Source organism: Ottowia sp., assembly GCF_046348305.1.
In the GTDB taxonomy this organism is placed as follows: domain Bacteria; phylum Pseudomonadota; class Gammaproteobacteria; order Burkholderiales; family Burkholderiaceae_C; genus Ottowia.
On the sequence record NZ_JAXMEM010000003.1, the window covers coordinates 1 to 19980 of the forward strand.

Here is a 19980-nt window from a genome sequence, read left to right on the forward strand (position 1 = left end):
GGCGGCGGCATTTTGAGCGGCCCCGCCCCCACCCCTGCCCTCCCCCAGAGGGGGAGGGAGTGATACCACCCGCCGCGCCTGCATGGGGTGGCGCATGGCGTGGCCCAGATAGCGCCCGGTGGCCGAGTCGGGGGCGGCCTGCAAGTCGGCCACGCTGCCTTCGGCCACCAGCCGCCCGCCGCGCAGGCCGGCGCCGGGGCCGATGTCGATCAGGTGCTGGGCTGCACGGATGGTGTCCTCGTCGTGCTCGACCACCACCAGGGTGTTGCCCTGATCGCTGAGCTGCTTGAGCGCGCCCAGCAGGATGCGGTTGTCGCGCGGGTGCAGGCCGATGGTGGGCTCGTCCAGCACATAGCACACGCCCTGCAGGTTGCTGCCCAGCTGCGCCGCCAGGCGGATGCGCTGGGCCTCGCCGCCGCTGAGGGTGGGCGCGCCGCGGTCGAGCGTGAGGTAGCCCAGGCCGACCTGCTCCAGGAATTGCAGGCGGCCCTGGATCTCGGGCAGCAGGTCGCGCGCGATGTCGGCGGCGCGGCCGTCGAGCTGCAGGTGGTTGAACCAGCGGTGCAGGTCTTCGACGGACAGGCGGGCGAGTTGGGTGATGGAGATGCCGCTGCCCTCAGCCCGACCCTCTCCCGCGAGCGGGAGACCCTCACCCCCACCCTCTCCCGCAAGCGGGAGAGGGGGCAAGAGCGTCGCTTGGTTTTGCTCCCTCTCCCCCACGGGGAGAGGGTGGGGGTGAGGGTGCTCCCTCCCCCCCTGGGGGAGGGTTGGGGTGGGGGCCGGCGGCGTGTCCACATTCACAACCCCATCCACCACCGCTGGCCCCCCTCCTTGCCTCGGTGCAGGCGGCGAGACGCCGCCGCCCTTCAGGCCGTCCCCTTCCGCGCAGGCGGAAGGGGAGCCGCGGCCTTCAGCCCCAGACGGGGGAGGAGCAATGTCCAACAGCACCGCGCGCGCCACCGGATTGAGCCGCGTGCCCTGGCAGGTGGGGCAGGGCTGGTCGGCCAGGTCCTCCAGCTCGGGCTCGGCAAAGCTCTGCTCGCGGCCCTTCTCGTCGGCGGCCAGCACCGAGTCGTCCAGCGCCTTGCGCTGCTCGCGCGTCAGCTTGACGCCGGTGCCCACGCAGTCGGGGCACCAGCCGTGCTTGCTGTTGTAGGAAAACAGGCGCGGATCCAGCTCGGCGTAGCTGGTGGCGCACACCGGGCAGGCGCGCTTGGTCGAGAACACCTCGACGCGGCCGATGCGCGCCGTGGATGCGCCCGTTTCCATCGCGTTGCGCAGGCCCGCAATGTCGTGCAGCACGTGCACCACGCCCTTGCCGTGCTCCAGCGCGCGCGCCAGGGATTCGCGCAGCTGCGCCTCGTTGCCGGGGGTGACGGGCAGGCTCATCACCGGCAGCTCGATGGTGTGCTCCTTGAAGCGGTCGATGCGCGGAAAGCCGGTGGTGGGCAAAAACTCGCCATCGACCCGCAGGTGCGTGAAGCCGCGCGGGCGCGCCCAGTCGGCCAGCTCGGTGTACACGCCCTTGCGCGCGATGACCAGCGGCGCCAGCAGGCCGATGGTCTGGCCGCGAAAGCGCGTGAGGATTTGCGCGGCGATGCGCTCGGGTGTTTGCGGCTGCACGGCAGCACCGTCGTGCACGCAGTGCTGCACGCCCAGCTTGACGTAGAGCAGGCGCAGAAAGTGCCAGACCTCGGTGGTCGTGCCCACCGTGCTCTTGCGCCCGCCGCGCGACAGGCGCTGCTCAATCGCCACCGTGGGCGGAATGCCATAGACCGCGTCCACGTCGGGCCGGCCCGCGGGCTGCACGATGGAGCGCGCGTAGGCGTTGAGCGATTCCAGGTAGCGGCGCTGCCCTTCGTTGAACAGGATGTCGAAGGCCAGCGTGGACTTGCCCGAGCCCGACACCCCCGTGACCACGCTGAAGCGGCCGCGCGGCACCTGCACGCTGAGGTTCTTCAGGTTGTGCTCGCGGGCGCGCAGGATTTGGATTTCTCCCTCTTCGGGTTTGACTCCCTCTCCCTCTGGGAGAGGGTAGGGGTGAGGGCCGGCGGCGTTTAATGTGGACACACCGCTGGCCCCCACCCCTGCCCTCCCCCAAGAGGGGAGGGCTTCAGCCGCCTTCAACACGCCAGCGCCCAGCGCCGCCTCATAGTCCCGCAGCGCCGCCCCCGTGTGCGACGTGGGGTGCCGCGCCACATCTGCCGGCGTGCCCTGTGCCACGATGCGCCCGCCCGCATCGCCGCCCTCGGGCCCCAGGTCGATCAGCCAGTCGCTGGCCCGCATGACGTCCAGGTTGTGCTCGATCAGGATCAGCGAGTGGCCCGCGTCCAGCAGCCGCCGCAGCGCGCGCATCAGCTTGGCGATGTCGTCGAAATGCAGGCCGGTGGTGGGCTCGTCGAACAAGAACAGCCGGCCCTTGCGCGCCACGGGCTGGCGACTGGCAGCTTCGTTCTTCGCCGCCTCGGCCAGGTGCCCGGCCAGCTTCAGCCGCTGCGCCTCGCCGCCGCTCAAGGTGGGCACGGGCTGGCCCAGTCGCACATAGTCCAGTCCCACGTCGACGATGGGCTGCAGCGCGCGCACCACCTCGCGGTCGCGCGCAAACACCCGCACCGCCTCGGCCACGGTCAGCTCCAGGATGTCGGCCGCGTTGAGCGGGCGCCCCCGAAAAATGGGGTCAGATGATGATTTCCGCTGCTCCATGGCCGTCGCCAGGCGGTCGGCGGCCTCTTGAAAATGCTGATCTGACCCCAATTTCTGGGCGGGCCGGTCGATGCGGATTTCGAGGATTTCGGGGCGGTAGCGCTGGCCGTTGCAGTCGGGGCAGCGCAGGTAGACGTCGCTGAGGAACTGCATCTCCACGTGCTCGAAGCCCGAGCCGCCGCAGGTGGGGCAGCGCCCGTCGCCGGAGTTGAAGCTGAACTTGGCGGCGGTGTAGCCGCGCTGGCGTGCCAGCGGGGCGTCGGCCAGCAGCTTGCGGATGGCGTCCCAGGCGCCGACGTAGCTCGCGGGGTTGGAGCGCGCGGTCTTGCCGATGGGCGACTGGTCGACGAACACCACCCCGGCCAGTTGCTCGGCGCCCAGCAGGCGGTCGTAGCGGCCGGGCGCTTCGGTGGCCTGGCCGAAGTGGCGCATCAGCGCGGGGGCCAGCACGTCCTGCATCAGGGTGGACTTGCCCGAGCCCGACACGCCGGTGACGGTGACCAGGCGCTGCAAGGGAAAGGCGACGTCGATGCCCTTGAGGTTGTGCTCGCGCACGCCTTCCAGGATCAGGCGCGGGGTGTTGTCTTGCACGAGGCGGCTGAAGCCCAGGCCGATCGACTTGTGTCCGCCCAGGTACTGGCCGGTCAGCGTGTCGGCGCCGCGCAGGGCAGCGGGCGTGCCGTCGAACACGATGCGCCCGCCGGCCGCGCCCGGGCCGGGGCCGAAGTCGAGCACCCGGTCGGCCGCCAGCATGACGGCCGGGTCGTGCTCGACCACCACCAGCGTGTTGCCCGCCGTCTTCAGGCGCTGCATGGCCTGCGTGATGCGGTCCATGTCGCGCGGGTGCAGGCCGATGCTGGGCTCGTCCAGCACGAACAGGGTGTTGACGAGCGAGGTGCCCAGCGCGGTGGTGAGGTTGATGCGCTGCACCTCGCCGCCGCTGAGGGTGCGGCTTTGGCGGTCGAGCGTGAGGTAGCCGATGCCGACGTCGCAGAGGTATTTGAGGCGGGTGCCGATTTCGTCCAGGATGAGCTTGCGGGCCATCGCATCCGCGCTGCTGGACTTTGGGCGTGCGCCCTCACCCCGGCCCTCTCCCGCAAGCGGGAGAGGGAGTGGGACAGGGAGCAGGGACGCTGCATCTGGTTCGGCTGTTGCTCCCTCGCCCCTTTGGGGAGAGGGCTGGGGTGAGGGGCTGGCGGCGTCGGCTGCGGGCGCTGCGGGCCCCCACCCCAACCCTCCCCCAGAGGGGGAGGGAGCAGGAGGGGCGGCTCCCCCAGAGGGGGAGGGGGTCTGATCGAGACGGTTGAAGAAGCGCCGCAGCCGCTCGATCGGCAACAGCATCAAGTCGTGCAGGCTCAGGCCCGGCAGCGCCTCCAGCTGCGCGCGCGTCCACGCCACGCCCTGGGGCATGAAGCGCTGGAAAATTTGGCCCCCACGCTCGGCGCTGCCGCGCTCTGGCTGCCCCCCGAGGGGGCTGTCGTCACTTGGGGCGGCCCGGCGTGACGACGGCTCCAGCTCCGCATCGGCATCTTCCTTGCTGCCCACGCGCCACAGCAGCGATTCGGTTTTCAAGCGCGCGCCACCGCAGTCGGGGCAGGGCGTGTAGCTGCGGTATTTGGACAAGAGCACGCGGATGTGCATCTTGTAGGCCTTGCTTTCCAGGTACTTGAAAAAGCGCCGGATGCCGTACCACTGCTTGTTCCACTGCCCTTCCTTGAAGCTGGGCGTGCCCTCGATCACCCAGTGCCGCTGCTCGGGTGTCAGCTTGTTCCAGGCCGTGTCGCGCGGGATGCCGGCGCTTTCTGCGTGGCGCATCAAATCGTCCTGGCATTCCTTCCACGCCGGTGTCTGGATCGGCTTGACGGCGCCGGCGCGCAAGGTGAGCTTTTCGTCGGGAATGACCAGACCCCAGTCCACACCGATCACGCGGCCAAAGCCGCGGCAGGTCTCGCATGCGCCCACGGCCGAGTTGAAGCTGAACATCGAGGGCAGCGGCTCGCCATAGCGGATGTCGCTTTCGGGGCAGTGCAGGCCGGTGGAGAAGCGCCAAAGCCCGGGCTCCGCCCCTTCATCCCGCAAGACATACACGCTCAAGCGCCCGGCGCCGCGCGCCAGGGCCAGCTCGATCGCTTCGATGGCGCGCGCCTTTTCGACGCTGCCGATGCGAAAGCGATCCGCCACCACATCCAGAACCTTGCGCTCACCCTCGATGCGCTCCGCCTGCACGCGCGTGAAGCCCGCCGCCGACAGCCATTGCTCGACATCGGCCGCCGTGGCGCTGGCCGGCAGTTCGACAGCAAAAGTCAATACCAGGCGCGGATCCTGGGTGGCGGCGCCGCGCGCCAGCAATTCAGCGTAGATGCTCTCGGGCGTGTCATGCCGCACCGGCAGCGCGGTCTGGCGGTCGAACAAGGCCCCGGCGCGCGCAAACAGCAGCTTCAGGTGGTCGTTCAGCTCCGTCATCGTGCCCACGGTGGAGCGCGAGCTGCGCACCGGGTTGGTCTGGTCGATGGCGATCGCCGGCGGCACGCCCTCGATTCGGTCTACCGCCGGCTTGTCCATGCGGTCGAGAAACTGGCGCGCATAGGCGCTGAAGGTCTCGACGTAGCGGCGCTGGCCCTCGGCGTACAGCGTGTCGAACACCAGGCTGGACTTGCCCGAGCCGCTCACGCCCGTCACCACCGTCAGCTCGCCGGTGCGGATGTCCAAATCCAGGTTCTTCAGGTTGTGCTGTCGCGCGCCGCGAATGCGGATCAGGCCGTGCGTCATGTCGGGTCCATTGGAAAGGGGCCCGAAGATTCTAGAGATGCGGGGGCGGCATCACGGCCGCAGGGTCATGCGGGCAAGAGCAAAAAACAGCCGGACGCAGAGGACGCAAAGATGACGCAGAGGACGCAAAAGAATCAAAAATTTTGAAAAATTCGACCAAAACCAAGGTGCAATGGACGTGAGGCACTATCGTTTTGGAAGTCATCCAATTGAAGTTTTTTGCGTCCTTTGCGAATTTTTCGCGTCCTCTGCGTCCGGCTGTTTCGGCTGTTCCGATTGTTCAACCGCTCGCCTTGCGCTGCGCATCGTAGGCATCCACGATGCGCGCCACCAGCGGGTGGCGCACCACGTCGCGGCTGGTGAAGCGGGTGAAGGCCAGGCCCTTGACGCGCCTCAGCACGCGCTCGGCGTCGATCAGGCCGCTGGTCGTGTCCTTGGGCAGGTCGATCTGGCTCACGTCGCCGGTCACCACGCACTTGCTGCCAAAGCCGATGCGGGTGAGAAACATCTTCATCTGCTCGGGCGTGGTGTTCTGCGCCTCGTCCAGGATGACGAAGGCGTGGTTGAGCGTGCGCCCGCGCATGAAGGCCAGCGGCGCGATCTCGAGCTGCGCGCGCTCGAAGGCCTTGGCCACGCGATCGAAGCCCATCAGGTCGTACAGCGCGTCGTACAGCGGGCGCAGATACGGATCGACCTTCTGCGTCAGGTCGCCCGGCAGAAAGCCCAGGCGCTCGCCGGCCTCCACCGCCGGGCGCGTCAGCAAAATGCGCTGCACGCTCTGGCGCTCCAGCGCGTCCACGGCGCAGGCCACGGCCAGAAAGGTCTTGCCGGTGCCGGCCGGGCCGATGCCGAAGGTGATGTCGTGGCTGGCGATGTTGTCCAGGTACGCGCTCTGGTTGGGCGTGCGCGCCTTCAGGTCGGCGCGGCGCGTGGTCAGCATGCGGCTGCCATCAAAGGCCTCGACGTCCGCGCGTTCGTCGCCCGCCAGCATCAGTTGCACCGTCTCGGCGTGGATGGGCCGCGCGGCGATCTCGTACAGGGCTTGCAGCACGGTCAGCGCGCGCTCGGCGTGCTTCTTGCTGCCCTCGATCCTGAACTGCTCGTGGCGGCGGGCAATGCTCACTTGCAGTCCGGCCTCGATGGTGCGCAGGTGCTCGTCCAGGGGGCCGCACAGATGGGCCAGGCGGGTGTTGTTGGGCGGGGTGAAGGTATGGCGCAGAATCACCGGCGCATTGTCTCGCAAGGCGGCATGACGGTGGTTGAGCCCGATTGCAACCGCCGAACGCGGCGGACGCAGAGAAATCGCAAAGATCGCAAAGATCGCTCCTTGGATGACTTCAATGACGACAGCCCGCCGCACCCAAAGCGCCTGGCCTTCCATTGGCTTTTCAAAAGATTCTTCTGCGTCCTTTGCGATTCCTCCGCGCCCTCTGCGTTCGGTGGTTTGGTTGTTCTGGCGCGCCCCTTTGATACTATGGTTGTGATAGCTGCCCGCGGTTCATTCATCGGCGCCACGCCGTCATTTGATTCCAACCTTCAACCCGGATGACCTTCCCGTGATCGGACGCCTGTCGGGCCTCTTGGCCGAAAAATCCCCGCCGCAAATCCTGATCGACTGCCAGGGCGTCGGCTATGAGGTGGATGTGCCCATGAGCACCTTCTACAACCTGCCGGCGCTGGGCGAGCGGGTGACGCTGCTGACGCACTTCGTGGTGCGCGAGGACGCGCAAATCCTCTATGGCTTTGGCACCCTGGCCGAGCGCGACGCGTTTCGCCAGCTGGTCAAGATCAGCGGCGTCGGCCCGCGCACCGCACTGGCCGTGCTGTCGGGCCTGAGCGTGGCCGACCTGGCCCAGGCGGTCGGCGCGCAGGAGGCGGCTCGGCTGGTCAAGGTGCCCGGCATCGGCAAGAAGACCGCCGAGCGCCTGCTGCTTGAATTGAAGGGCAAGCTGGGGCCCGAGCTCGGGACTCATCCGGCCGCGCTGGCGCCCGATGACAACGGCGACATTTTGCAGGCACTTGTTTCATTGGGCTACACCGACCGCGAGGCCCTTGCCGCGGTGAAGGCTTTGCCCAAGGATGTGGGTGTCAGCGAGGGCATCAAGCTCGCCCTGAAGGTGTTGACGCGCTAGCAGCCGGATCGCTGCCGGCATGAGGGCAGCGGGCGGTGGAGACCGCGCATCGCTTGTTCCACCGCTCCGGGGCGCCTTCAGGCGATGCGAACGATGGGAGCGTGGCTTACCATGACTGGCCGCCCCGAGACCGGCGAATCGCCCCGCGACAACAGGAGAACCAACCCATGCGAATGAACACCCCTGCCTGGCCCTTGGCGCTGGGGCCCCTGCTGGTGCTTTCCGCCTGCAACAGCACCGGCGCGCCGGCGCAGGCCCCCGTCGCTGCCGCACCGCCACCGGCGAGTGCAACGCAACTGGACAGCGGCCAGCCCCCGCGCAACCAGTGCAATGCGCAGGCCGTGCAGTCGCTGGTGGGTCAGCCCTATGGCGCCGGCACGCTGGCGCAGGCACTGGCCGCGGCCGGCGCCGACACGGTGCGCATGCTGCGCCCCGACAGCATGATCACCAAGGAGTACCGGGTCGGGCGCCTGAACGTGGTGGTGGATGCCGCCACCGGCCGCATCGTCAGCGTCAATTGCGGCTGAGCGTGGCGGCCGTCGGCCAGCGACCGGCGGTGTTCGCACGGGCAAGGCCCGTTGGGCACAATGCCGCCCAGGAGCTTTTTGTCATGAAACACCTTCACGCCCTTTGGATGGCCTGCGCGGCCGGCTTGATCCTGTCAGCCTGCGGCGGATCGGACTCGCCCGCACCGGCCCCGGCACCAGCGCCCACGCCGGCGCCAGCCCCTGCGCCGGCCCCGGCCGTGACCGATCGCATCGAGCCGCTGGACACGGCCGGGCTCAAGCAGGCCGCTGCCACGCTGGCCGAGCCCTCGCCCGCCAGCCGCCTGCCGGCCGGTGCCGTGGTGCCGCAGATCGTGCTGGGCCCGCTGCAAGCGCCCAAGCAAGCCGTGGTGGCCGCCAAGGGCGCGCCCCTGCAGATCGGGCTGGCGCGCGCGGTGGACGCCACCGCCCAGGCGCCTGACCTGGCCGCCCGGCTGCGCTGGCGCCAACTGGCCGACGGCACGCAAGTGGCTGCGCTGGCCTTCTCGTCGGCCGGCGCGCAGGCCATTCGCCTGGGCCTGCAGGTGCTGCAACTGCCGCCGGGTGCCGTGCTGCGCTTTTACGGCGCGGCCGGCTCGCCCGCCGTGGCCTGGTCTGCCGAGCAACTGGCGGCCTGGCAGCGCGCCAATGTGCAGGGCGGCCAAAGCCCCGAAGCGGCCCGTACGGTGTGGGGCCCGGACACGCCCGGTGCGCTCAGCACGCTGGAGCTGCAATTGCCACCCGGCGCCAGCCCCGCCGACGTGCAATTGGCCGTGCCCCAACTCTCGCACTTCACCCAGACCGTGGAGCAGGCGGCGGCGCTCGCGCAAGACCCCAACATCGGCCGCGCCGGTGCCTGCACGCTGGATGTGATGTGCTCGCCTCAGCTCGATGCCGAAAGCCGCTCGGTGGCGCGCATCGTGTTCACCGAGGCGGGCAGCAGCTATCTGTGCACCGGCACCCTGCTCAATGACACCCGGGGCAGCCGCACGCCCAATTTCCTGACGGCGGCGCACTGCATCTCCAACGCCGACGGCGCGGCCAGCGTGATCAGCTACTGGTTCTTCCGCGCCGCGTCCTGCAACGCCTCGCCCGCGCTGGACCCGGCGGCCGTGCAAGTCACCGGCGGCGCGCGCCTGCTGTTCACCGATTCGGGCGTGGACAGCACCCTGCTGCAACTCAACGCCCAGCCCCCCGCCAACGTGGTGTATGCCGGCTCGTACTTCGGCAGTTCGGTCGTGCCCGGCACCGCCATCGTGGGCGTGTCCAACCCATCGGGCGACTTGCAGAAATACAGCGTGGGCGACATCGCCGGCTACGCCAACTGCGACAGCAGCACCTGTGCCGGCGCCACGGTTGATTCCGGCGCGATGTGGCAAGTCGGCTGGACGCAAGGCACGACCGAAGGCGGCAGCAGCGGCTCGGCCATCTGGACGCAGCTGGGCGGCAGCACGCGCTATGTGGTGGGCGCGCTGCACGGCGGCAGCGCCAGCTGCCAAAACCCCCGGGGCGCGGATTTCTTCGGGCGTTTCGACCGCGCTTTCTATCGCGGCCTGGGCAATTGGCTGACGCAGTGATGGGCACCGGCACAATCGCGGCATGAGCATCACGGTTGACGACTTCGCCCCGCCGGCCGGCCACCCGGCACCGCGCGTGGTTTCGGGCGCCGTCGCCTCGCCGCGCGAAGAGGCGCAAGAGCGTGCGCTGCGCCCCAAACTGCTGCACGACTACGTCGGCCAGGCCAAGGCGCGCGAGCAGCTCGAGATCTTCATCGGCGCGGCGCGCAAGCGCGGCGAGGCGCTGGATCACGTGCTGCTGTTTGGCCCGCCCGGCCTGGGCAAGACCACGCTGTCGCACATCATCGCGCACGAGCTGGGCGTGCAGCTGCGCCAGACCAGCGGACCGGTGCTGGAAAAGCCCAAGGACCTGGCGGCGCTGCTGACCAGCCTGGAGAAGAACGACGTCCTGTTCATCGACGAAATCCACCGACTGAGTCCGGTGGTCGAAGAAATCCTCTATCCCGCGCTGGAGGACTACCAGATCGACATCCTGATCGGCGAGGGCCCGGCGGCGCGCTCGATCAAGCTCGACGTGCAGCCCTTCACCCTGGTGGGGGCCACCACGCGCGCCGGCATGCTGACCAACCCGCTGCGCGACCGCTTTGGCATCGTCGCGCGGCTGGAGTTCTACACGCCCGACGAGCTGGCGCGCATTGTCACGCGCTCGGCCGGGCTGCTGAAGGTGGAGGCGGATGCCGAAGGTGCGTTCGAGATCGCCCGCCGCAGCCGCGGTACCCCGCGCATCGCCAACCGCCTGCTGCGCCGCGTGCGCGACTACGCGGATGTGAAGGGTGATGGCCGCATCACGCGCGCACTGGCGCACGACGCGCTGGCCATGCTGGACGTGGACCCGGAAGGCTTCGATCTGATGGACCGCAAGCTGCTGGAGGCGGTGATCCACCGTTTCGACGGCGGCCCCGTGGGTCTGGACAACATCGCCGCCAGCATCGGCGAGGAGGCCGGCACCATCGAGGACGTGATCGAGCCCTACCTGATCCAGCAGGGCTATCTGCAGCGCACCCCACGCGGACGGGTGGCCACGCAGGCGGCGTACCGGCATTTGGGCGTGGCGCCGCCGCAGGGCGCGGGCGGCCTGTTTTGAATGGGCGCTGGCGACCGGCTGTTCCTGGCGCTCCGCCGTCTCAGCCAGTCGATAATCACCGTGCCCGCATCGACGAGAACCTTTCATGAGCCCCGCTGCCACGCCCCCTATCACCGAAGCCGACATTGCCGAATTCTTGATTCAGGCGCCCGACTTCTTCGAGCGCCATGCCGAATTGCTCACGGCCGTGCAACTCACCAGCCCGCACGGCGGGCGCGCCGTCAGCCTGCAGGAGCGCCAGGCCGAGATGCTGCGCGAGAAGATCAAGGTGCTGGAGCAGCGCCTGATGGAGATGATGCGCCACGGCACCGAAAACATGCTGATCGCCGACAAGCTGCTGCGCTGGACGCGCCAGCTGTTTCTGGTCCACCGCGCGGTGGACTTGCCGGTGGTGCTGGTCAGCGAGATCTGTGCCCAGTTCAACGTGCCGCAGGCCGCCCTGCGCCTGTGGGACGTGGCCGAGGTCTATGTGGCCGAGCCGTTCGCCTATGGTGCCAGCGACGACGTCAAGAGCCTGGCCACCTCGCTCACGGCGCCGTACTGCGGCGTCAACGCCGGCTTCGAGGCCGTGCAGTGGCTGGAAGACCCGCAGGCCGCGGCCTCGCTGGTGCTGTTGCCCCTGCGCGCCAGCGCCGGCGCGCCCGCGTTCGGCCTGCTGGTGCTGGCCTCGCCCGACAGCGCGCGCTACCAGGCCGGCATGGCCACCGACTTCCTGGAGCGCATCGGCGAGCTGGCCAGCGCGGCCCTCTCGCGCCTGCGCAGCGCGTGATGTTCGCAGGCAGGCGACGTCGGACTTTCACCTTCTGCCTCTGGGAGAGAGTTGGGATGAGAGCCGGCGGTGGTGCAAAAATCAGTGGTCTCAATGAATGAAATCAGCGCGTCGCGCCCACCAATTCAGCGCAACAAGCTATTGATTGAATAGCATGGCCGAACCCGCGCCAACGCCCGCCGGCGACGCCCATGGGCTCCTGATCGAGCGCTATCTGGAGCACGTGCGGGTCGAAAAGCGCCTGGCCGCGCGCACCGTCACGCTCTACCAGCTTGATCTGGAAAAGCTCGCTGGATTCGCTGCGGCAGTCCCCGTCGATCTGTCCGCAGTCCAGCCCGCCCACGTGCGCCGCTGGGTGGCGCAAATGCACTCGGGCGGGCGCAGCGGGCGCGGCATTGCGCTCATCCTTTCGGGGTGGCGCGGTTTTTATGCCTGGCTGGGGCGCGAAGGTCTCATCGCGGCCAACCCGGTGCAGGACGTGCGCGCACCCAGACAGCCGCGCCCCCTGCCCAAGGCGCTGGGGGTGGACGAGGCGGTGCAACTGGCCAGCTACGCGGGCACTGCCGACGAGGCGGCCGACCCCTGGCTGGATGCGCGCGACGCCGCCATCGTCGAGCTGCTGTACGGCAGCGGCCTGCGCGTGGGCGAGCTGACGGGCCTGGACGTGGCGGCCAGCGACGGCGCCTTGCGCGCCGGCCGCGGCTGGATCGATCTGTCAGGGGCCGAGGTGCAGGTGCAGGGCAAGGGCGGCAAGCGCCGCACCGTGCCGCTGGGCCAGGCTGCCGTGGCTGCGCTCACGCATTGGCTGGCCGTGCGCGGCAGCGTCGCCACCGCCGACGAAGCCGCCGGCGCCCTGTTCATCGGCCGCCACGGCACGCGGCTCACCGCCCAGTCCATCTGGCAGCGCCTGCGCCGGCGCAGCCTGCAGGCCGGCCTCGCCACGCCGGTGCACCCGCACATGCTGCGCCACTCGTTCGCCAGCCACGTGCTGCAGTCCAGCGGAGACTTGCGCGCCGTGCAGGAGCTGCTGGGCCACGCCAGCATCGCCACCACGCAGGTCTATACGCGGCTGGACTTTCAGCACTTGGCCAAGGCCTACGACGGGGCGCATCCAAGGGCGCATCGCAAGGAGGAAAAGGAGTGAGCATTCCGAAGGTTGGCGCCATCAAGCAGGCGTTGCTGGAGACGCTTCAAGACGACCAGGCTCATCGGCTGAGAGATCTGGTGCCTCTCTTGGCACAGCGGTTCCAACTGACGCCGGAAGACTTGGCCGTGCGCCATGCAACCGGGGCGCTCAAGTTCGAGAACCGGGTACGGTGGGCGCGCCAGCATCTCAAGGATGAGGACGCGTTGGTGGCGCCAGATCGCGGCATGGTGCAGATCACCCCGCGCGGACAGGAGCTCTTGCGCGTCGTCGCCGTCATGCCGCGGAGCAGCACGCAGCAGGCGGAGCCTGTGCTCGCGTCGCCGGACTTCGACGCCAATGAAGCCGAGCAGGCACCCGAAGACGTTCTTGACACAACCGTCGAGCAGTTGACCCAGCGTCTTTGCAACGACGTGCTTGAACGGGTGCGAGAAGTGTCGCCGCAGCAGTTCGAGCGCCTGGTGGTGGATGTGCTGTTGGCCATGGGGTACGGGTTTGACCAGTCGGCCGGTCATGTGACACGCTATGTGGGCGACGGCGGGATCGATGGCTTGGTCCACGAGGACAAGCTGGGCCTGTCCACGATCTTCATTCAGGCCAAGCGCTATCAGGACGGGCACAACGTGGGTCGGCCCGATGTGCAGCAGTTCCTTGGTGCCCTGACCGGCGCGGGGGCAAGCAAGGGCGTGTTCATCACCAGCGCCAGCTTTACCCGGGAAGCCCGCGAGTTCGCAGCGCGCTTGCAGAATCAGAAAGTGGTTCTGATGGATGGCGCCCAACTGGCCCGTCGCATGGTCGAGCACGACGTCGGCGTGACGACCGCGAGGATGCTCGCCATCAAGCATCTCGATAGCGACTACTTCGATCTGGGTTGAGCGGGGCTTCAGATGCGGCGCGACCGGCGCGGCGCCCGGCCGCCGCCCGTCGACGCCAATGTGCCGACCACGACCAGGTCGTATTTTTGGCGTCCCAATCGACTTTGCGGCGCACCTGAGAGCCTTTTGAGGGCCCTCAATACCCTTCGGCGCTCGTGGTGCACCAGCGCCCTTGAAAATCCGGGAGGGCGCCGCTTTGTCCGGACGTCCGCCTGCATTACGCCTTGGCCGGCTTGGGCTCGTAACCCATCACCGCCTTCACTTCCAGAAACTCGCGAAAGCCGTGCTCGCCCCATTCGCGGCCGTTGCCCGACTGCTTGTAGCCACCAAAGGGCGCGCCCACGTCGGGGCCGGCGCCGTTCAGGTGCACCATGCCGGTGCGCAGGCGCGCGGCCACCTGGCGCGCGTGCTCCAGGCTGCCGGACTGCACGTAGCCCGACAGGCCGTAGGGCGAGTCGTTGGCCATGCGGATGGCGTCTTCTTCGGTGTCGTAGGGGATCATCACCAGCACCGGGCCGAAGATTTCCTCGCGCGCGATGGTCATGTCGTTGTTCACGTCGGCAAACACGGTGGGCTTGACGAAGTAGCCCTTGCTCAGACCCTCGGGCCGGCCGGTGCCGCCGGCCACCAGGGTGGCGCCTTCGTCGATGCCCTTCTGGATCAGGCCCTGGATCTTGCTGAACTGCGCCTGGCTGACCACCGGGCCCATGGCCATGCCTTCGGCCATGGCGTCGGCCACCTGGGTTTTTTCGGCCACCGTCCTGGCCACGGCCATGGCCTGGTCTTGCTTGGCGCGCGGCACGAACATGCGCGTGGGCGCGTTGCAGCTCTGGCCCGAGTTGGTGAAGCAGGCCTGCACGCCCTGCTTGACGGCCTTTTCGATATCGGCGTCATCCAGCACGATGTTGGCCGACTTGCCGCCCAGCTCCTGCGCGACACGCTTGACGGTGTCGGCCGCGGCCTTGGCAACGGCGATGCCGGCGCGCGTCGATCCGGTGAAGGTCATCATGTCGATGCCGGGATGCACCGACATGGCCTCGCCCACGCCCGGGCCGTCACCGTTGACCAGGTTGAACACGCCGGGCGGCACGCCCGCCTCGTCCATGATCTCGGCCACCAGGATGCCGCTGAGCGGGGCGATCTCGGATGGCTTGAGGATCACCGTGCAGCCGGCGGCCAGCGCCGGGGCCACCTTGCACATGATCTGGTTGATCGGCCAGTTCCAGGGCGTGATCATGCCGACCACGCCCACCGGCTCGTACAGCGTGGCGGACGTGCCCTGCACCGTCTCGAACTCGAAGTTCTTGAGCACCGCCAGGGTGGTCTTCAGGTGCGCCGTGCCCATGGCCGCCTGCGCGGCCTTGGACAGCCAAAGCGGCGCGCCCATTTCCAGCGAAATGGCTTGCGCCACCTCGTCGGCACGACGCTTGTAGATGGCCAGCACTTTCTCGAGCAGGGCCACGCGCTCGTCGCGCGAGGTGCGCGAAAAGGACTCGAACGCGCGCCGCGCGGCCTGCACCGCCTTGTCCACGTCGGCGGCGGAGCCCAGGCTGATGCGCGAGGCCACCTCTTCCGTCGATGGGTTGATGACGTCCAGCGTGCGTGGCGTGACGGGGTCGGTCCATTGGCCGTCGATGTAGAACTGCAAGTGCTCTTTCATGGGAGGATCTCCTGAGGTGGGGGCGGCCGCCTGGGGCGCCGCGTTTTGGCGTCAACTTGACAGTCTGCCACGTCCGGCGCCACCGGGTTGTCGCCAACGCCACCGTGGGCAAGGTCAAGGCGGCTCCGCTAAACTGATCTGTTGTCCCCTTTTTTGGGCCCTTGCCTTGGATTTGCACATGTCCCTCATCCCCGCCACCATCCTCACCGGCTTTCTGGGTGCCGGCAAGACCACGCTCCTGCAGCGCGTGCTGACCGAGGCGCACGGCCAGAAAATCGCCGTGATCGAGAACGAGTTTGGCGAGGAGAACATCGACAACGAAATCCTGGTGCACGACGACGGCGAGCAGATCATCCAGATGAGCAACGGCTGCGTGTGCTGCACCATCCGCGAGGATTTGCGCAACACCTTGCAACTGCTGGCGGCCAAGAAGCGCAAGGGCCTGCTGGACTTCGAGCGAGTGATCATCGAAACCACCGGCCTGGCCGACCCGGGCCCGGTGGCGCAGACCTTCTTCATGGACGACGAGATCGCCGAGAGTTTCCTGCTCGACTCCATCATCACCCTGGTCGACGCCAGGCACGCCGCGCAGCAACTGAATGACCGGCTGGAGGCGCAGCGCCAGGTGGGTTTTGCCGACCAGATTTTCATCAGCAAGGCCGATCTGGTGAGTGCCGATGAATTGGGCGCGCTGCAGCACCGCCTGAAGCACATGAACCCGCGCGCGCCGCAGCGCGTGGTGCATTTCGGCCAGGTGGCGCTGGGCGAGGTGCTGGACCTGCGCGGCTTCAACCTCAACGCCAAGCTCGACATCGACCCCGAGTTTTTGAAGGAGGACGAGCACGAACACCACCATCATGACGGCGAGCATTGCGACCACCCGTCGCACCAGCACGACCATGATCACGAGCATGGCCACGCACACCATCACCACGATGATGACGACGTCAAGAGCTTCGTGTTCCGCTCCGAGCGCGCGTTCGACCCGGCGCGGCTGGAGGACTTTCTGGGCGCCATGGTCAACATCTACGGCCCGCGCATGCTGCGCTACAAGGGGGTTTTGTCGATGAAGGGTACCGAGCGCAAGGTGATCTTCCAGGGCGTGCACCAGCTCATGGGCAGCGACCTGGGGCCGGCCTGGGGTGCCGATGAAAAACGGGTCAGCAAGATGGTGTTCATCGGCATCGACCTGCCGCGCGACATCCTCGTGCAGGGGCTGGAGCAGTGCCTGGCCTGATCCCATTTCAGGCGGCGCGGCAAGGCCGATACAATCGCCGCCTTTGATGCCGCCCGCCGGATTGCCGGCAAGCCGGCGGCCCAAGAGCCCGAGAAGGTCTATAACAGGGCTTTGCGGATGAAGATGACCCCATTCATCCGCCGTGTTTGCGGTTGAGGGCCGCGGCGAGCCGCGCCTTGTTCTAGAGGAGACGGAAGAAGTGAAACCTGCGGCTGCCAAGACACCGGCCAAAGCAACTGCCAAGGCCATGCCTGACAAGGCAGCGCCCAAACCGGGTGCACGCACCGCGACGGCGGTCGTCAAGAAGGCCGCGCCTGCGCGCGAACCGACGGCCCCGGCGCGGAAATCGACTCCGCCCAAGGCGGTCGCCCCGCCGGCCGCCCAGACCAAGACCCTACCCATGCCCATTGCCGCTGCCGCCCCCATGCCGATCGTGATCAAGAAGGATCCGCGGCTGGCCAACAACTGGAAAACCAAGACCGCCGACGAGCTGTCCGATGCCGAAGTCATCGCCATGCCCGACGCCGAGTACATGAACGACAAGCAGCTGGCGTTCTTCCGCATCAAGCTGGTGCAGCTCAAGGACGACATCCTGCAAAACGCCGACCAGACCACCGAGCAGCTGCGCAAGGACACCGTGGTGGTGCCCGACCCGGCCGACCGCGCCACCATCGAGGAAGAGCACGCGCTGGAGCTGCGCACGCGCGACCGCGAGCGCAAGCTGCTGAAAAAGATCGAGCAGTCCATTGCCCGCATCGACTCGGGCGATTACGGCTATTGCGACGAAACCGGTGAGCCCATCGGCGTGCCCCGCCTGCTGGCGCGGCCCACCGCCACCTTGTCGCTGGAGGCGCAGCAGCGCCGCGAGCTCAAGCAGAAGATGTTTGGCGATTGATTCGGCGCATGCCGTTCGGGGAGGCCGTCAAAGGATGAACGAGGAGCAAGACCCCAAGCCGGGCAGACGGTTTTTGTCCAAGGTGGTCAAGTTCGTCACCAGCCCGACCACCGACTGGGCCGACCTGAACAAGGTCGGCGGCCGCGCCGACACCACCGAATCCAGCGCCGCGCTCAAGGAGATGATCGAGCGCAAGCGGCGCAACGACTTCGTGCGCAACCGCGAATTCGACATGCTGCGCAAGGCGCGCCGCCGCCAACTGGCCGGTGGCGCGGCGGGCGGCTCGGCGCCCACCTCGTACATCTCCAACGTCGAGTCCGCGCATCCGCATGAGCCCGAGCGCACCCTCGAGAAAATTGACCAGATCGAGGAGCAGATGGCGCGCGGCTGGCTCGACCCCGACAGCCCGAACGCGCCCGCGACCCCCGCCGGGGCCTATGACAAGACCCGCCCGGTGGATCTGGCCGATCTGCCCGGTGATCCGGTGGCGCGGCATTTCGACCCCACCGTGGTCGAGCCCCACCTGGCGGCCCTGGCGCACGCCGATGCGCCCCACCCCACGGCCGATACGGAGCCGGACGTGCTGGCGGCCCGATCGGCCGCGGCGCCGGCGCCGGCGCCCGACCCGGAGCCGGTGCAAGTCAGCCCCGAAGTCGAAGAGGTGGCCATCCGCTTTGCCAACGGCGATGCGGCAGGCGCCGAGGCCAACCTGCTCGAGCTGCTGGCCGACGGCAGCGGCCTGAGCGAGGACGCCGAAACCTGGCTGACCCTGTTCGACCTGTATCGCGCGGCGGGCGAACCCGACAAGTTCGACGGCGCGGCCATTGCCTTTGCCGGCCGCTTCGGCCGCTCCGCACCGCAGTGGGACGGCGCGGCCGGCGTGGGGTCCCGCCCCATGCCCATGACGGCACCGTCCACGGCGCCCGCGCCCGTGCGGGCCGACGCCGTGGCGGCGCACTGGACGGCCCCATCCGTCATCGGCCCGCAGTCCATCGCGGCGCTCAACGCTTCGCTGGCGCGCCAGGCGCAGCCCTGGCGGCTGGACTGGCGGCGCGTGCGCACCATCGACCCGACCGCCTTGCCCGCCCTGCTGGACGTGTTGCAGCGGTGGGCCGGCACGCCGGTGCGGCTGCGCTTTCTGGGCGGCGACCAGTTGCTGCATGTGCTCGCGGCCCAGACGCCGTCCGAGCAGCGCGACATCGATCCGCGCTGGTGGGCCGCCCATCTGGCCGCGCTGCGCGTGATCAACGAGCCCGACGAGTTCGAGCTGGTGGCGCTCAACTACTGCGTGACCTACGAGATGTCGCCCCCGCCATGGGAGGACCCGCGCTGCGAATGGGCGCCCATGGCCGACGACGGCCATACCCTGCCGCCGCCCGATGCCGACGCGCCGGCCGATGGCCTGCACAGCGAGTTGCTGGCCTCGGGCGCGATGCCGTTGCAGGGCGGTGCCGCCGGCACCCCCGATTGGGCGAAGCTGGAGCTGGAAGGCGAACTGCTGGGCGACGCCACGGCGCCCCTGCAGGCCCTGGCGGTGACCAGCCGCACGCGGGTGATCGAGTTCAATTGCCGGCAACTGCGGCGGGTGGATTTCGGCGCCGCCGGCGACCTGCTCAACTGGGCCATGCAGCAGCAGGGGCAGGGCCGCCAGGTGGTGTTCCGGCATGCCAACCGATTGGTGGCGGCGTTTTTCGGCGTCATCGGCATCTCCGACGCGGCGCGGGTGCTGCGTCGGGTGGATTGATCTCCCCCTGCGTCGCCTTCGGCGCCTTCCCCCGGAGGGGGACAACGCCAGTGGCCGGCACAGGTCCGGCCACGGCGTTCGCTGGCCTGGCCTGCTCCGCGGCTTTCCGGCCCTTTGGTTTCAGGGGCCGTCGATGAAGGGCATCCTGCTTGCGTCCTCGGATTTCGCGTGGTCTCGTCGCGGCCATGTTGGCGCATGGGGTTGATGCGTCGTGGGTGAGGGCCATGCGGAATCCGTCCGCGGGCCTTGCAATGCGAGGGCGGGCCCCCATCTGTGCGCGATGGAATCCTTTCACGGCACCACCATCATCAGCGTTCGCCGCCAGACCCCCGCGGGCTGGCAAGTGGCCATTGGCGGCGACGGCCAGGTCACGCTGGGCAACATCGTCGTCAAGGGCTCGGCGCGCAAGGTGCGCAAGCTGCACCATGGCCAGGTGCTGGCCGGTTTTGCCGGCGCCACGGCCGATGCCTTCACGCTGTTCGAGCGCTTCGAGGCCAAGCTGGACAAGCACCAGGGCCACCTCACGCGCGCGGCCATCGAGCTGACCAAGGACTGGCGCACCGACCGCGTGCTGCGCCGCCTGGAGGCCATGCTGGCGGTGGCCGACCGCGAGACCTCGCTCATCATCACCGGCAACGGCGATGTACTGGAGCCCGAACACGGCCTGGTGGCCATCGGCTCGGGCGGCGCCTATGCCCAGGCCGCCGCCAAGGCGCTGCTCGACCACACCGAGCTGTCGGCCGAGCAGATCGTCAAGAAGTCGCTGGAGATTGCCGGCGAGCTGTGCATCTACACCAACATGTCGCACACCATCGAGGTTTTGTGATTTTGCTTCGTATTTGATAGTTGCTTGCGCGCACCCTGTCT

General features: G+C 68.4%; 15 protein-coding genes. 12 read left to right on the forward strand and 3 right to left on the reverse strand.

The window, feature by feature from the left end:
- Together U1F38_RS00155 and U1F38_RS00160 are read right to left on the reverse strand one after the other, a co-directional pair.
- The coding region (locus U1F38_RS00155) for a hypothetical protein (RefSeq protein WP_409985771.1) at nucleotides 1–5265 on the reverse strand (5265 nt) is incomplete at its 3' end.
- A gap of 487 nt (nucleotides 5266–5752) precedes the next feature.
- Nucleotides 5753–6697: a PhoH family protein gene (locus U1F38_RS00160; RefSeq protein WP_409985030.1), complete on the reverse strand. Its 945-nt coding sequence runs from the start codon at nucleotides 6695–6697 to the stop codon at nucleotides 5753–5755.
- 102 nt (nucleotides 6698–6799) lie between these two features.
- Between U1F38_RS00160 and U1F38_RS00165 the strand changes: the two genes are divergently transcribed.
- The 8 genes from U1F38_RS00165 (at nucleotide 6800) to U1F38_RS00200 (ending at nucleotide 13577) form a co-directional block, all read left to right on the forward strand.
- Nucleotides 6800–7021, forward strand: coding sequence for a hypothetical protein (locus tag U1F38_RS00165; RefSeq protein ID WP_409985031.1), 222 nt, complete (start codon nucleotides 6800–6802; stop codon nucleotides 7019–7021).
- 7 nt (nucleotides 7022–7028) lie between these two features.
- Nucleotides 7029–7604: a Holliday junction branch migration protein RuvA gene (ruvA, locus tag U1F38_RS00170; protein WP_409985032.1), complete on the forward strand. Its 576-nt coding sequence runs from the start codon at nucleotides 7029–7031 to the stop codon at nucleotides 7602–7604.
- Nucleotides 7605–7771: 167 nt separating this feature from the next.
- The gene (locus U1F38_RS00175) at nucleotides 7772–8131 is read left to right on the forward strand and encodes an I78 family peptidase inhibitor (protein ID WP_409985033.1); all 360 of its coding nucleotides are present in this window, start codon (nucleotides 7772–7774) and stop codon (nucleotides 8129–8131) included.
- A gap of 83 nt (nucleotides 8132–8214) precedes the next feature.
- Nucleotides 8215–9705: a trypsin-like serine peptidase gene (locus tag U1F38_RS00180; RefSeq protein ID WP_409985034.1), complete on the forward strand. Its 1491-nt coding sequence runs from the start codon at nucleotides 8215–8217 to the stop codon at nucleotides 9703–9705.
- Nucleotides 9706–9727: 22 nt separating this feature from the next.
- Nucleotides 9728–10789: a Holliday junction branch migration DNA helicase RuvB gene (gene ruvB / locus U1F38_RS00185; RefSeq protein WP_409985035.1), complete on the forward strand. Its 1062-nt coding sequence runs from the start codon at nucleotides 9728–9730 to the stop codon at nucleotides 10787–10789.
- 85 nt (nucleotides 10790–10874) lie between these two features.
- Nucleotides 10875–11558, forward strand: a complete 684-nt coding sequence (locus U1F38_RS00190) for a DUF484 family protein (RefSeq protein ID WP_409985036.1) — start codon at nucleotides 10875–10877, stop codon at nucleotides 11556–11558.
- Between the two features lie 154 nt (nucleotides 11559–11712).
- Nucleotides 11713–12702: a tyrosine recombinase XerC gene (locus U1F38_RS00195; protein WP_409985037.1), complete on the forward strand. Its 990-nt coding sequence runs from the start codon at nucleotides 11713–11715 to the stop codon at nucleotides 12700–12702.
- Entirely contained in the window at nucleotides 12699–13577 is an 879-nt protein-coding gene (locus U1F38_RS00200; protein WP_409985038.1) for a restriction endonuclease, read from the forward strand. The genes U1F38_RS00195 and U1F38_RS00200 overlap by 4 nt, the downstream gene beginning before the upstream one ends.
- Nucleotides 13578–13794: 217 nt before the next feature.
- Here the strand turns inward: U1F38_RS00200 and U1F38_RS00205 are convergent, their stop codons facing one another.
- Nucleotides 13795–15237, reverse strand: a complete 1443-nt coding sequence (locus U1F38_RS00205; RefSeq protein ID WP_409985039.1) for an aldehyde dehydrogenase family protein — start codon at nucleotides 15235–15237, stop codon at nucleotides 13795–13797.
- 178 nt (nucleotides 15238–15415) lie between these two features.
- Between U1F38_RS00205 and U1F38_RS00210 the strand changes: the two genes are divergently transcribed.
- The 4 genes from U1F38_RS00210 to hslV all read left to right on the forward strand — a co-directional run bounded on the left by U1F38_RS00210 (nucleotide 15416) and on the right by hslV (nucleotide 19939).
- Entirely contained in the window at nucleotides 15416–16474 is a 1059-nt protein-coding gene (locus U1F38_RS00210; RefSeq protein ID WP_409985040.1) for a CobW family GTP-binding protein, read from the forward strand.
- Nucleotides 16475–16721: 247 nt separating this feature from the next.
- A complete protein-coding gene (dksA, locus tag U1F38_RS00215) occupies nucleotides 16722–17369 on the forward strand; it encodes an RNA polymerase-binding protein DksA (RefSeq protein ID WP_409985041.1) in 648 nt (215 codons plus the stop codon).
- 34 nt (nucleotides 17370–17403) lie between these two features.
- Nucleotides 17404–19113: an STAS domain-containing protein gene (locus U1F38_RS00220; protein ID WP_409985042.1), complete on the forward strand. Its 1710-nt coding sequence runs from the start codon at nucleotides 17404–17406 to the stop codon at nucleotides 19111–19113.
- A 280-nt stretch (nucleotides 19114–19393) separates the two neighbouring features.
- Nucleotides 19394–19939, forward strand: coding sequence for an ATP-dependent protease subunit HslV (gene hslV / locus U1F38_RS00225; RefSeq protein WP_409985043.1), 546 nt, complete (start codon nucleotides 19394–19396; stop codon nucleotides 19937–19939).
- Nucleotides 19940–19980 lie beyond the last annotated feature (41 nt).

Excerpts from the sequence above, each read along its gene's own strand:
- U1F38_RS00175 (WP_409985033.1), top strand. The coding sequence starts at position 7,772 with ATGCGAATGAACACCCCTGCCTGGCCCTTGGCGCTGGGGCCCCTGCTG.
- U1F38_RS00180 (WP_409985034.1), top strand. The coding sequence starts at position 8,215 with ATGAAACACCTTCACGCCCTTTGGATGGCCTGCGCGGCCGGCTTGATC.
- ruvB (WP_409985035.1), top strand. The coding sequence starts at position 9,728 with ATGAGCATCACGGTTGACGACTTCGCCCCGCCGGCCGGCCACCCGGCA.
- U1F38_RS00190 (WP_409985036.1), top strand. The coding sequence starts at position 10,875 with ATGAGCCCCGCTGCCACGCCCCCTATCACCGAAGCCGACATTGCCGAA.
- U1F38_RS00195 (WP_409985037.1), top strand. The coding sequence starts at position 11,713 with ATGGCCGAACCCGCGCCAACGCCCGCCGGCGACGCCCATGGGCTCCTG.
- U1F38_RS00205 (WP_409985039.1), bottom strand. The coding sequence starts at position 15,237 with ATGAAAGAGCACTTGCAGTTCTACATCGACGGCCAATGGACCGACCCC.
- U1F38_RS00210 (WP_409985040.1), top strand. The coding sequence starts at position 15,416 with ATGTCCCTCATCCCCGCCACCATCCTCACCGGCTTTCTGGGTGCCGGC.
- dksA (WP_409985041.1), top strand. The coding sequence starts at position 16,722 with ATGCCTGACAAGGCAGCGCCCAAACCGGGTGCACGCACCGCGACGGCG.
- U1F38_RS00220 (WP_409985042.1), top strand. The coding sequence starts at position 17,404 with ATGAACGAGGAGCAAGACCCCAAGCCGGGCAGACGGTTTTTGTCCAAG.
- hslV (WP_409985043.1), top strand. The coding sequence starts at position 19,394 with ATGGAATCCTTTCACGGCACCACCATCATCAGCGTTCGCCGCCAGACC.